The 12,365-nt window shown below is 66.3% G+C and carries 11 protein-coding genes; 6 read left to right on the plus strand and 5 right to left on the minus strand.

Annotation, left to right across the window (positions count from 1 at the left end; translation table 11 throughout):
- Positions 1-309 precede the first annotated feature (309 nt).
- Together N5C88_RS26300 and recQ are read left to right on the plus strand one after the other, a co-directional pair.
- Complete coding sequence (locus N5C88_RS26300; protein WP_280016539.1) at positions 310-1,500, plus strand: fimbrial protein; 1,191 nt, start codon at positions 310-312, stop codon at positions 1,498-1,500.
- A 94-nt stretch (positions 1,501-1,594) separates the two neighbouring features.
- Positions 1,595-3,424, plus strand: a complete 1,830-nt coding sequence (gene recQ / locus N5C88_RS26305; RefSeq protein ID WP_118932363.1) for a DNA helicase RecQ — start codon at positions 1,595-1,597, stop codon at positions 3,422-3,424.
- A 30-nt stretch (positions 3,425-3,454) separates the two neighbouring features.
- Here recQ and N5C88_RS26310 read toward each other — a convergent pair whose 3' ends face one another.
- A complete protein-coding gene (locus N5C88_RS26310) occupies positions 3,455-4,507 on the minus strand; it encodes a cytochrome d ubiquinol oxidase subunit II (protein ID WP_059371616.1) in 1,053 nt (350 codons plus the stop codon).
- Positions 4,504-5,847: a cytochrome ubiquinol oxidase subunit I gene (locus tag N5C88_RS26315; RefSeq protein WP_280016540.1), complete on the minus strand. Its 1,344-nt coding sequence runs from the start codon at positions 5,845-5,847 to the stop codon at positions 4,504-4,506. The genes N5C88_RS26310 and N5C88_RS26315 overlap by 4 nt, the downstream gene beginning before the upstream one ends.
- 136 nt (positions 5,848-5,983) lie before the next feature.
- On the opposite strand from N5C88_RS26315, the gene N5C88_RS26320 reads away from it, so the two are divergent.
- From N5C88_RS26320 to minE, 4 genes are all read left to right on the plus strand, one after another.
- The gene (locus tag N5C88_RS26320) at positions 5,984-7,750 is read left to right on the plus strand and encodes a glutamine--tRNA ligase/YqeY domain fusion protein (protein ID WP_059371614.1); all 1,767 of its coding nucleotides are present in this window, start codon (positions 5,984-5,986) and stop codon (positions 7,748-7,750) included.
- Positions 7,751-7,910: 160 nt separating this feature from the next.
- The gene (gene minC, locus N5C88_RS26325; protein WP_059371613.1) at positions 7,911-8,777 is read left to right on the plus strand and encodes a septum site-determining protein MinC; all 867 of its coding nucleotides are present in this window, start codon (positions 7,911-7,913) and stop codon (positions 8,775-8,777) included.
- Positions 8,778-8,918: 141 nt separating this feature from the next.
- A complete protein-coding gene (minD, locus tag N5C88_RS26330; RefSeq protein ID WP_041652327.1) occupies positions 8,919-9,734 on the plus strand; it encodes a septum site-determining protein MinD in 816 nt (271 codons plus the stop codon).
- 3 nt (positions 9,735-9,737) lie between these two features.
- A complete protein-coding gene (minE, locus tag N5C88_RS26335) occupies positions 9,738-9,995 on the plus strand; it encodes a cell division topological specificity factor MinE (protein WP_006217654.1) in 258 nt (85 codons plus the stop codon).
- Positions 9,996-10,093: 98 nt separating this feature from the next.
- On the opposite strand, the gene N5C88_RS26340 is transcribed toward minE, so the two are convergent.
- From N5C88_RS26340 to ettA, 3 genes are all read right to left on the minus strand, one after another.
- Positions 10,094-10,318 carry a glycine zipper 2TM domain-containing protein gene (locus tag N5C88_RS26340; RefSeq protein WP_059371612.1) on the minus strand — a complete coding sequence of 75 codons (225 nt, stop codon included), beginning with the start codon at positions 10,316-10,318 and terminating at the stop codon, positions 10,094-10,096.
- Between the two features lie 191 nt (positions 10,319-10,509).
- Positions 10,510-11,043 carry an isochorismatase family protein gene (locus N5C88_RS26345; protein ID WP_059371611.1) on the minus strand — a complete coding sequence of 178 codons (534 nt, stop codon included), beginning with the start codon at positions 11,041-11,043 and terminating at the stop codon, positions 10,510-10,512.
- Positions 11,044-11,166: 123 nt separating this feature from the next.
- A partial coding sequence (gene ettA, locus N5C88_RS26350) for an energy-dependent translational throttle protein EttA (protein ID WP_280016541.1) occupies positions 11,167-12,365 on the minus strand: 1,199 nt, incomplete at its 5' end.

Below are 12,365 nucleotides of genomic sequence, written 5' to 3' on the forward strand. Positions count from 1 at the left end.
GCCACAAGCCGCAAGAGGCGGGAAATCAACTGAAATATACCTGTTGCACGATGTTGGGCGCGTTTACCAGCGCTTTCCCGCCACGGCGCAGCGCCCGATGCGGACTGGCCCTAAAATGGAGCCCGGCCCGTCTTCTGTCCGCTTTGCTAAAAAACGTTTACAGGCAAGGCGGCGCTCCCTTTCTACACTGTGCCTATGGTCGCCCCTGCACTCCTCTGGCGAAAAACCCTGTTGCGCGCCGCGCTGGCCGCGGCCAGCGCCTGCCCGATCGCCCCGGCCGCGGCCGATCCGCTTGCGGCGTCCCCCTATATGCCCGCTCCGCCCTCGGCGCGCGGCATCGGCATACTGTCCCCGGTTCAGCCCATGCCCGTGCGCCCCGCGGCGTCGATGGCATCGCGCGCCGTCCCGCTGGATCCGTCCCCTTGCGACATGCAGACCATGGAACCGGCGCTGGACACCAGCGTGCACGGCACGGGCGACGCTGACCTGATCCCCGGCACCGGACTGGGACTGTCCGGCGACGCCCAGCCCGCCCCGGTTCCACAGGATTGCACGGTGCTCGCGACGCCCGAGGAGCCCGCGCCGGACTACTCGCTCACCCTCCAGGACGGGGACCTGCCTCGCATACCCGTGGTCATGATCTCCGGCGTGTCGCGCGCCTCCCGGCCCTGGTTCGCCTCCGCCAGCAGCCAGGAGGGCCTGCGCTACGGCGGCAACCGCAACTGGGTCTACCGCAATACCTCGGGCCCCTCCGTCGCCGTCGGCAACATCGACGCCAGAGCGCCGGCCTGGGGCAGCGGCGCGCCGGTGGGCGGACTGCAGATCTCGAACTGGGCCGGATCCGGCGCCACGGTCCCGGAAGGCAGCTTCGGCTATTCCTCGTCGCTGGGCCGCCTGAACCACATGGATCCCGCCGCCAGTTCCGGAGCCGTGGATTACGGCGACCCGGTGGGCAGCGGCAGCGTGCGTTACGGCCTCACGCCGACGCTGACCCTGGAGGGCCAGATGCAAAGCGCGCCGTCGCTCACGACGCGCGGCATGGGCACCACCTACGCCGCGGGCGACTACGGAACCTTCCGCGCCGGGGCCACGCAAAGCTCGTTCGACGCGGCCAGCGCCTGGCGCTACCGCTTTGACTACAACGTGGCCGTGGCCGATGCCGTCAACCTGGGCTATTCCAACGAGCAGGTCGGCGCGGGCTACGGCGACCTGTCCAGCTACTCGGGCGGCGGCGCTTCGGCGGCGCACACCCGCAACACGCTGTCCGCGGGCGTTCCCATCACCGGCTGGGGCGTGCTCAGCGGCACCTACTCGGGGCTGCGGGAAGGTTCCGAGCTGGCCGAGCAGCGCGTGGGCCTGTCGCACAGCATGTTCGTCTCACCCAAGGTCAAGCTGGCGGTGGGCGCGGACCGCGACATCATTTCCGGCAACTACGAATGGCGCGCCAACCTCAGCATGCCCGTGGATACCTTCATGCGCGGCACCTGGCTGAGCTGGTAGGCAGACCGCGGCAAGGACAGAAATCTCCCTGCCGGAAAAGGTCCGGCGGAATTGCGGCTTAAAATCCCTGCCATGATGCTCCCGGCCTACCCCCATGTCTGACGCGCGCGCCCTCGGCGTGTTGCAGCGCGTTTTCGGTTACGAATCCTTCCGCGGCGACCAGCAAGCCATTGTCGAACAGGTGATCGACGGCGGCGACGCACTGGTCCTCATGCCCACGGGCGGCGGCAAATCGCTCTGTTACCAGATTCCGTCCCTGGTCCGCGAAGGCACCGGCATCGTCGTGTCGCCCCTGATCGCGCTGATGCAGGACCAGGTCGACGCCCTGACCGAACTGGGCGTGCGCGCAGCCTTCCTCAACTCCACCCAGGAGTGGCGGGTGGCCCGCGACGTCGAGCAGGCCTTCCTGGCCGGCGAGCTGGATCTGCTGTACGTGGCGCCCGAGCGCCTGCTGACCGACCGCTGCCTGCAATTGCTGGAACGCGGCCGCATCGCGCTGTTCGCCATCGACGAGGCCCACTGCGTGTCCCAGTGGGGCCACGACTTCCGCCCGGAATACCTGGGCCTGTCGATGCTGCACGAGCGCTGGCCGGACGTGCCGCGCATCGCGCTCACCGCGACCGCCACCGCCGACACCCGCAGCGAAATCGCCCAGCGCCTGTCGCTGGACGATGCGCGCCACTTCGTTTCCAGTTTCGACCGCCCCAACATCCGCTACCGCATCATCGAAAAAAACGAGGTGCGCAAGCAATTGCTGGAAATGATCCAGACCGATCATGAAGGCGAATCCGGCGTGGTCTATTGCCTGTCGCGGGCCCGCGTGGAAGAGACCGCGGAGTTCCTGTGCAACCAGGGCATCGACGCCATGCCCTATCACGCCGGCCTCAGCGCGCAGGTGCGCGCCGCCAACCAGGCGCGCTTCCTGCGCGAGGACGCCGTGGTCATGGTGGCCACCATCGCCTTCGGCATGGGCATCGACAAGCCCGACGTGCGCTTCGTGGCGCACATCGACCTGCCCAAGTCGGTGGAAGGCTATTACCAGGAAACCGGCCGCGCCGGCCGCGATGGACTGCCGGCCACGGCATGGCTGGCCTACGGCCTGCAGGACGTGGTGCAGCAGCGCCGCATGATCGACGAATCGCCGGGCGAAGAGTCCTACCGCCGCCGCCTGGGCCAGCAGCTGGACGCCATGCTGGGGCTCTGTGAAACCGTGGAATGCCGGCGCGTGCGTCTGCTGGCCTACTTCGGCCAGCAGATCACCGCCTGCGGCAATTGCGACGTCTGCCTGGAACCGCCCCAGGCCTGGGACGGCACGGTTGCGGCGCAGAAGGTGCTGTCCGCCGTCTACCGCCTGTGGAAGGAGCGCGGCCAGCGCTATGGCGCCGGCCACATCATCGACATCCTGCGCGGCAAGGTCACGGACCGCACCAAGCAGCACGGCCACGAAACGCTGAGCGTATTCGGCGTGGGCGCGGACCTGAGCGATACCGCCTGGCGCGGCGTGCTGCGCCAGTTGCTGGCGCAAGGCCTGCTGACGGTGGACCACGAAGGCTACGGCACCCTGGCCCTGACCGAAGGCAGCCGCGCCGTGCTCAAGGGCGAGCGCCAATTGATGCTGCGCCGCGAATCCGAAAAGAAACCGCGCTCGGGCAAGAGCGGCAGCGGCCGCCCCAAGGCGGCGGCGATTGACCTGCCGGCCGAACTGCAGCCCGTATTCGAGGCCCTGCGCGCCTGGCGCGGCGAAGTGGCCAAGAGCCATGGCGTGCCGGCCTATGTCATCTTCCACGACGCCACGCTGCGTGAGATCGCGCTGGCCCAGCCCGAATCCATGGACGAGCTGAGCCACATCAGCGGCGTGGGCGCCCGCAAGCTGGAAGCCTACGGCGAAGAGATCCTGCAGCGCGTCGCCAGGCCAGTCTTGTGACGGCAGCCCCGGCCGGACTTCCCGGCCGGATCAGCCCGGCGGCGGCAGCAGCGGCACCGGCGCGCGTTCCTTGCCGAACACCGAGCGGTACGCCAGGATGTTGAACACCAGCACCACCGGAATGCCCACGACCGCCCCGGCCAGCACCAGGCGCATCGAGCCCAGCGCGCCCGCGCCGTCCCACAGCGTCATGTCGTCCAGGATCAGGTAGGGGAACAGGCTATAGGCCAGGCCGCTGAGCATCAGCAGGAACAGGGCCACGCACAGCACGAACGGCAGCCAGCTGAAACGGTCGGCCTTGCCCGGCAACCTCGCCAGCAGCATTTCGGCGGCGACGAAGCCCGCCAGCATCAGCACCCAGACCGTTGCCGCCAGGCTCAGGTGGGCAATGTTGCTCCATTTGTAGAAGATGCCCGCATTGGCCAGGCCCAGCGTGACCGCGATCGCCACCATGCCCACCGCCGTCCAGCGGATGGCGTGGCGCGCCCAGTTGGCGGCGCGGCGCTGCAGATCGCCGTCCACCCGCATGACCAGCCAGGACGCGCCCAGCAGCACATAGGCCGCCACCGCGCACAGGCCCACGAACATGGAGAACCAGCCGTAGCCGGCATCGGACTGGTAGCCGGTGGCGATGCGGCCCAGCAGCATGCCCTGGCCGAAAGCGGTGATCAGCGACCCCGCCCAGAAGCCGAAAATCCAGCGCGGCTTCATTTCGTTGCGCGCACGGATGCGGAACTCGAACGAGACGCTGCGCAGCACCACGCCCAGCACCATGCAGGTGAGCGGTCCGTAGAGCTTGCCCAGCACCGCGCCCCAGGCGAACGGGAACGCCGCCGCGAACAGGCCCATGCCCAGCAGCAGCCAGAATTCATTGGCGTCGCGCCACGGACTCAGCAGGCTCATCATGCGGCCGCGCTCGTGTTCCGGCGCCAGTTGCAGCAGGATGCCCACGCCCAGGTCGAAGCCGTCCAGCACCATGCCCGCGGCAATCACCACGAACAGCAGGGCCATGAAGGCCAGCGGCATCCAGAAAGAGGGATCGTCGGGGTTGAGGCCCTGGGAAGCGGCCAGCATGGCGATCATGGCGTGCCTCCAGCCAGTTTGCGCACGGGCACGACGCCATAGCGCGCCGCGTGGAACAGCATGCCGACGAACGCCGCAAGCAGCAGCAGGTACAGCACGCCATAACCGATCAATCCGTACAGCACGGTGCTGGAGGCCACGATGCCCAGCACCTCGGACTGCGTGACGGTGCCGTTCACCGCGAACGGCTGCAAGCCCAGGATGGATACCCACCACCCGGCCACGACGGCGATGGCGCCGGAGAACATCATGCCGCACAGCACCCGCTGCCACCAATGCGGCAGCGTGGACGGGTCCAGCCCGCGTCGGAACGTCCACAGGAAGGTCACGCAGGCCACGGCCAGCATCAGCAAGCCCAGCCCTGCCGCCACGCGCAGCGACCAGAAGGTCAGCGCCACCGGCGGCAGCATGCCCGAATACTTGTCCAGGCCGCGGTAGGTGCCGTCCTGGTTACGGTGCAGCCACATCCCGCCCATGTTGCGCAGGGTCACGTCGGCCACATTGGTATGGGCACGCGCATCGGGCCAGGCGAACAGCACCAGTTGCGGCTCTGCGCCGCTTTCCCAGTAGCCCGCGGCGGCGGCGGCCTTGGCGGGCTGCAGCTTGGCGATCATCTGCCCGGCGCCGGTCGCCACCGGCAACTGCATGAACGCCCCCACCACGGCGACCACCAGCGCGGTCTTGAACGCGTTGCGCTCGCCGTCGCCCAGCGGACGCCGCAGCGCCTGCAGCGCGGTCACGCCCATCATCAGGAACGCGGCGGCCAGGGCCGCGCCCACCATCACCACCGCCATGCGCCATCCCACGGAGGGATTCAGCACCACGGCCATCCAGTCATAGACCTGGTAGCGTCCATCGACCAGCAGCGCGCCATCCGGCGTCTGCATCCAGGATTGCAGCGCCAGCACCCAGAACACCGCCACCAGCTGCCCCACCGCCACCATCAGCACGGCCAGCGTATGGGCGCCATCCGACACGCGGCGCTGGCCGAACAGCATGACGCCCAGGAAACAGGACTTGAGAATGAAGACCGAAAGTATGGCGTAGCCCAGCAAGGGCCCGGCGACGTTGCCGATCTTGTCCATGAGGCCGGCCCACAGGCTGCCCAGCTGGATCAGCACCGGCACGCTGGCCGCCAGCGTCAGCACGAAGGCCAAGGCGAAAATCCGCACCCAGAAGCGGTAGGCGGCTGTCCAGCCGCCCTGGCCGGACCAGCGCGCCCTGATCTTGAAGAACAGCAGCACCCAGGCGAGCGCCAGGGAGAAGGCCAGGAAAAACGCCAGAAAGCTCAGGCTGGCCACGAACTGCGTGCGGGCCAGGGATAACGTGGATATGTCCATGATGGCCCGTAGTGTAGAGCCAGTTACATGACTGTGGGGACAGTTTGAAACCGGTTGCACCGGCAGCAAAAAGGCCTCGCCTGCGGAACGTGGCAAAATTGACTCTTTGTCGCTGCTTTTTCCTATTCTTTCAAGAATGACCTCCGCCACGACGCCGACCCCTGCCGCATCAAATTTCCTGCTCAACATCGTTCAAGACGACCTCGAAGCCCAGCGCTTCGCAGGCAAGCGTTGGGCGGGCAAGCCTGGCCCGGCGGCCTTGCAACAACAAGGCGGACTGGATTCGGCCCGCATCCGCACGCGCTTTCCGCCGGAGCCCAACGGCTACCTGCACCTCGGCCACGCCAAGAGCATCTGCGTGAACTTCGGGCTGGCCCGCGATTTCGGCGGCGTCTGCCACCTGCGCTTTGACGACACCAATCCGGAAAAGGAAGACCAGGAATACGTCGACGCCATCATCGAGGCCGTGCACTGGCTGGGCTTTGACTGGAAGGCCGACGGCAACGACAACCTGTACTTCGCCAGCGACTACTTCGGCTACATGTACGAGTTCGCCGAAGCGCTGGTCGAGGCCGGCCACGCCTACGTCGACGAGCAGAGCCCCGAAGAAATCCGCGCCAACCGCGGCACGCTGACCGAACCCGGCACCGACTCGCCCTGGCGCAACCGCCCGGCGGCCGAATCGCTGACGCTGCTGCGCGAAATGCGCGACGGCAAGCACCCGGACGGCAGCCTGGTGCTGCGCGCGAAGATCAACATGGCGTCGCCCAACATCAACCTGCGCGACCCGGTCATGTACCGCGTGCGCCACGCCCATCACCACCGCACCGGCGACCAGTGGTGCATCTACCCGATGTACAGCTGGGCGCACCCGGTCGAAGACGCGCTGGAAGGCATCACGCACAGCGTCTGCACGCTGGAATTCGAAGACCAGCGCCCGTTCTACGACTGGATCCTGGCGCGCCTGGCCGAACTCGGCAAGCTGGCGCAGCCGCTGCCGCACCAGTACGAATTCGCGCGCCTGAACGTGAGCTACGTCGTCACCAGCAAGCGCAAGCTGCTGCAGCTGGTGCGCGAAGGCCACGTGGACGGCTGGGACGATCCCCGCATGCCGACCATCTTCGGCCTGCGCCGGCGCGGCTACACGCCCTCCTCGATCCGCCTGTTCTGCGACCGCACCGCCGTGTCCAAGTCCGACTCGCGCATCGACTACAGCCTGCTGGAACAAGCGGTGCGCGACGACCTGGACCCGGTCGCCCCGCGCTCGGTAGCCGTGCTGGATCCGCTCAAGCTGGTCATCACCAACTACCCGGAAGGCCAGACCGAGATCTGCACCGCGCCGCGCAACCCGCATGATCCCGAAGCCGGCGTGCGCGAGTTCCCGCTGTCGCGCGAACTCTGGATCGAACGCGACGACTTCCGCGAAGAAGCGCCCAAGAAGTACTTCCGCCTGTTCCCGGGCAATACCGTGCGCCTGAAATACGGCTACGTGGTGCGCTGCACTGGCTTCACCAAGAACGAAGCCGGCGAGATCATCGAGGTCCAGGCGGAATACCTGCCGGAAACCAAGAGCGGCACGCCGGGCGCGGACAGCGTCAAGGTCAAGGGCAACATCACCTGGGTCAGCGCGGCCCATGCGGTGCCCGCTCAGATCCACCTGTACGACCGCCTGTTCGCCGACGCGCGTCCCGATGGCGGCGACAAGGACTTCCTGGCCTGCCTGAACCCGAATTCCAAGCTGACCGTCACGGCCTGGCTGGAGCCGGGCACCGTCGCCACGCCGGGCGCCACCTGGCAGTTCGAACGCCTGGGCTACTTCACGGCCGACCTGAAGGAATCCAGCCCCGAGGCGCCGGTGCTCAACCGCATCGTGACCCTGCGCGACTCCTGGGCGCAAGGCTGACGCGCCGCGTCCGCATTGCAGGAAATAGGCGCTGAAAGGCGCCTTTTTCTTTGGGCTCGCCCCCTGCGCATGCCGCCCCGGGGCGGGTTATCATCCCCCGAACCCCGCAGCCGGTCGAGCGCGCCGTTTCCCGGCGCCGGAACCGCCAGCCACAATCAAGATGAACACTGAATCCCTAGCCCTGGACTTCAAAAGCGCCACCCTCTATGCCATCCGGGTGGTCCTGCACAGCGCCGACCCTGAACGCCTGAACGCCGCCCTGGCCAAGCGCATGGCCGATGCCGGCAGTTTCTTCGAAAACGAACCCGTGGTCATCGACGCCAGCCGCGTCGAGGAAAAAATCGATTGGACCGCCCTGGTGGCGGCATTGCGCGGCCATAACCTGCCTCCCATCGGCGTGGTCGCCGAAGGCGCCAACCTGGAAGCCGCGCGCGCGGCGGGCCTGACACCGGTGGAACTGTCCACGCCCGCGGCCCGGCCCGCGCCGGTGATCGACACCGCGCCGCCCAACGATGTCTCCACTCCGGTACCCTCGGTGCCGGCCGCCGCGGTCGAAACCGCAGCCGCGCCCACAGAAGTCGCCGCCGAGCCCGACGCGCCCGCCGGCAAGACCGCGGACGAGCCGCTGCCCGCCCGCGCGGCCAGCAACACCACCTCGGCCCCCAGCCCCACCCCGGCCGCGCCGCACTCGTCGTCGGCGCTGGTCATCACCAAGCCGCTGCGTTCCGGCCAGCGCGTCTACGCACGCCATACGGACCTGGTGGTGATCGGCATGGTGAGCCAAGGCGCGGAAGTCATCGCCGACGGCAACGTCCATGTCTACGGTCCCTTGCGCGGCAAAGCGATGGCGGGCGCGCGCGGCGACACTTCGGCGCGCATTTTCACGACCCACCTGGACGCTGAACTGCTGGCCGTGGCCGGCGTGTACCGCGTGGTCGAGGACAAGCTCGACCGCACGCTGCAGAACCAGCCCGCGCTGGTCCGCCTGGACGGCGACACGCTGCGCATCGAAGCCCTCAAGGCTTGATATCCGGAATCTGGCCGCCAGCAGCGGCCGAGGCGCACGCGCAGACACCCGCGCAAATTTCAACACATCCTGTAAGAAGCCTTACAAGGGCTTTTTGCTTTACGATAACGCGATTTATTCGAACATAAGGGTTTGATCGTCATGACACGCATTGTTGTGGTGACTTCCGGCAAAGGCGGCGTGGGCAAAACCACGACCAGCGCCAGTTTTTCTGCGGGACTCGCGATGCGGGGCCACAAGACCGCTGTCATCGACTTCGATGTCGGCCTGCGCAACCTCGACCTGATCATGGGCTGCGAACGTCGCGTCGTGTACGACTTCGTCAACGTGATCCAGGGCGAAGCCACGCTCAACCAGGCCCTCATCAAGGACAAGCAGCTCGAAAACCTGTTCATCCTGCCCGCCTCGCAGACGCGCGACAAAGACGCGCTGACGCAGGAAGGCGTGGAAAAGGTCATCAACGACCTCAAGGGCATGGGCTTTGACTACATCGTCTGCGATTCGCCCGCCGGCATCGAAACCGGCGCGCTGATGGCCGCCTACTTCGCCGACGACGCACTGGTCGTGACCAACCCGGAAGTCTCGTCGGTGCGCGACTCCGACCGCATCCTGGGCATCCTGGCCGCCAAGTCCAAGCGCGCCGTGGAAGGCGACGAGCCCGTCAAGGAATACCTGCTGCTGACGCGCTACAGCCCCAAGCGCGTGGTCGACGGCGAAATGCTGTCGCTGGGCGACATCGAGGACATCCTGCGCATCAAGCTGATCGGCGTGATCCCCGAATCCGAAGCGGTGCTGCAAGCGTCGAACCAGGGCCTGCCGGCCATCCACCTCAGAGACACCGACGTTTCCGAAGCCTACAAGGACGTCGTGGCCCGTTATCTTGGCGAAGACAAGGCCCTGCGCTTTACCGACTACGAAAAGCCCGGTTTCCTGAAACGCCTGTTCGGAGGCAAGTAAGCAATGTCCTTCCTGTCGTTTCTGCTTGGTCAAAAGAAGACCTCCGCATCCGTCGCCAAGGAACGGTTGCAGATCATCCTGGCCCACGAGCGGGGCCGCGGCGACTCGCCCGATTACCTGCCGCAGTTGCAGCAGGAGCTTATCGCCGTCATTTCGAAATACGTGAAGATCAACCCCGAGGACATCAAGGTGCACCTGGAACGCCAGGACACGCTGGAGGTCCTGGAGGTCAAGATCGAAATGCCTCAGAACGAGACCTGATGCGGCTGCGCGGCGCAGGGGCATACTTGCCGCCGCGCACAGCCCAGGTCAAAAAAATGCCCGGCATTGCCGGGCATTTGCTTTGGGGCGGTGAACGCTTAACGCTTGCCGACCTGATCGCCGATGACGCCGCCGATCGCCGCTCCGCCCACCGTTCCGAGGATGCCGCCGTTGGTGATCACGGCGCCTGCCACGCCGCCCAGGGCAGCGCCGCCGACCGTGCTCTTCTGGCGATGGCTCATGCCGTCCCAGGACGAGCAGCCAGCCATGGCGGCGGTCAGCGCCAGCGCAACACAGATTTTGGAGAGAGATGCGATTTTCATATTTGTGGTTCCTATTCTCGTACCCGGGAGCCGCGCATGAAACTGGATGCGAGCGCGCGGCGCCCATGAGGGCCTGGAACCTTCAGGATCGCAAAATATTCTTGCCCTGGCTGTGAAGTTTGCCCATGAATTGTGTCAAAGGGCGAGTTAATCTTTGCGCGCCCCAGGGACATTGTTGCAGCGGTCGGCCGCTATTTGACCAGACGTAACACCTCGCGGAAACGCGGGTGTTCACAAGTCCGCATCCATTCAAAGATCGCCATTTCGGACGTGACGATTTCCGCGCCATGCGCACGCGCGCGGCGCAGCGCCGCGTGATGATCGGCAGGCTTGCGCGAGCCCGCCGCATCCGCCACCAGCACCGCGTGGTAGCCCAGGTCGATCAAACCGATCACGGTTTGCAGCACGCAGATGTGCGCTTCGCAGCCCGCCACCAGGATGGTCTTGCGTGCGGCCGGCAACCAGGCCTCGAAGCCCGGCTCCAGCGCCGAAGAGAAGTGCATTTTCTGGAAGGCGCTCTGGACCTGCTCGCGCAACGGTTCCACGGTGGCCCCCAGCATCTTGGCATGGTGCTCGGTGGCCACTACCGGCACGTCCAGCAGGCGCGCAGCCTGCGCCAGCTTGTGCGCGGCGTTGAGCACCGCCTCGTTGTCGTGGATGACGGGCATCAGACGCCCCTGCATGTCGACGATCAGCAGGGTGGAATCGGTAGCGGACAACAACATTGCGCGGTGCTCCAGGAAATAGCCCCCAAGGCCAGTTCACACAGAACGAAGCCTTGAACAGCCCCTAGCATACCCCCGGCAAAAAAAATCCCGGCGCGAGGCCGGGATTCTTGCAGGCGCCGATTACTTCAGGGCCTTGTAGCGCAGGCGCTTGGGCTTGGCGCCCTCTTCGCCCAGGCGGCGCTTCTTGTCGGCTTCATATTCCTGGTAGTTGCCGTCGAAGAACACCACTTGCGAGTCGCCTTCGAAGGCCAGGATGTGCGTGGCGATCCGGTCCAGGAACCAGCGATCGTGGCTGATGACCATGACGCTGCCGGGGAACTCCAGCAACGCGTCTTCCAGCGCGCGCAGGGTTTCGACGTCGAGGTCGTTGGACGGTTCGTCCAGCAGCAGCACGTTGCCGCCGGCGATCAGCGTCTTGGCCATGTGCAGGCGGCCGCGTTCACCACCCGACAGCTGGCCCACGACCTTGTTCTGGTCGCCACCCTTGAAGTTGAAGCGGCCCAGGTAGGCGCGCGACGACATTTCGAACTTGCCCACCGTGAGCAGGTCGGCGCCGTCGGCCACCGCGTCGAACACGGTCTTCTTGTCTTCCAGCGCATCGCGCGACTGGTCGACATAGGCCAGCTTGACGGTCTGCCCGATGTTGACCTCGCCCGAATCCGGCTGCTCGCGGCCCGCGATCATGCGGAACAGCGTGGACTTACCGGCGCCGTTGGCGCCGATGATGCCGACGATGGCGCCGGGCGGCACCTTGAAGCTGAGGTTGTCGATCAGCAGACGGTCGCCGTAGGCCTTGCTGACGTTGTTGAATTCGATGACTTCGTTGCCCAGGCGCTCGCCCACGGGAATGAAGATTTCCTGGGTTTCATTGCGCTTCTGGTATTCGTAGGACGAGAGTTCCTCGAAGCGGGCCAGACGCGCCTTGGCCTTGGCCTGGCGGCCCTTCGGGTTCTGGCGCACCCACTCCAGTTCCTTCTTGATGGTCTTCTGGCGGGCGGATTCCGACGCCTCTTCCTGCTTCAGGCGGTCTTCCTTCTGCTCCAGCCACGAGCTGTAGTTGCCCTTCCAGGGAATGCCATAGCCGCGATCCAGTTCCAGGATCCATTCGGCCGCGTTGTCCAGGAAGTAGCGATCGTGGGTCACGCCGACCACGGTGCCCGGGAACTTGTGCAGGAACTGCTCCAGCCATTCCACGCTCTCGGCATCCAGGTGGTTGGTGGGCTCGTCCAGCAGCAGCATGTCGGGCTTGGACAGCAGCAGGCGGCACAGCGCGACGCGGCGCTTTTCACCGCCGGAGAGCTTGCCGACGATGGCGTCCC

It is taken from the genome of Achromobacter sp. GD03932, from assembly GCF_029839485.1.
GTDB classification, from domain to species: Bacteria; Pseudomonadota; Gammaproteobacteria; order Burkholderiales; family Burkholderiaceae_B; genus Achromobacter; species Achromobacter bronchisepticus_A.

Excerpts from the sequence above, each read along its gene's own strand:
- minC (WP_059371613.1), top strand. The coding sequence starts at position 7,911 with ATGAACACTGAATCCCTAGCCCTGGACTTCAAAAGCGCCACCCTCTAT.
- N5C88_RS26345 (WP_059371611.1), bottom strand. The coding sequence starts at position 11,043 with ATGTTGTTGTCCGCTACCGATTCCACCCTGCTGATCGTCGACATGCAG.
- minD (WP_041652327.1), top strand. The coding sequence starts at position 8,919 with ATGACACGCATTGTTGTGGTGACTTCCGGCAAAGGCGGCGTGGGCAAA.
- N5C88_RS26320 (WP_059371614.1), top strand. The coding sequence starts at position 5,984 with ATGACCTCCGCCACGACGCCGACCCCTGCCGCATCAAATTTCCTGCTC.
- N5C88_RS26300 (WP_280016539.1), top strand. The coding sequence starts at position 310 with ATGCCCGCTCCGCCCTCGGCGCGCGGCATCGGCATACTGTCCCCGGTT.
- N5C88_RS26315 (WP_280016540.1), bottom strand. The coding sequence starts at position 5,847 with ATGGACATATCCACGTTATCCCTGGCCCGCACGCAGTTCGTGGCCAGC.
- N5C88_RS26310 (WP_059371616.1), bottom strand. The coding sequence starts at position 4,507 with ATGATCGCCATGCTGGCCGCTTCCCAGGGCCTCAACCCCGACGATCCC.
- recQ (WP_118932363.1), top strand. The coding sequence starts at position 1,595 with ATGTCTGACGCGCGCGCCCTCGGCGTGTTGCAGCGCGTTTTCGGTTAC.
- N5C88_RS26340 (WP_059371612.1), bottom strand. The coding sequence starts at position 10,318 with ATGAAAATCGCATCTCTCTCCAAAATCTGTGTTGCGCTGGCGCTGACC.
- minE (WP_006217654.1), top strand. The coding sequence starts at position 9,738 with ATGTCCTTCCTGTCGTTTCTGCTTGGTCAAAAGAAGACCTCCGCATCC.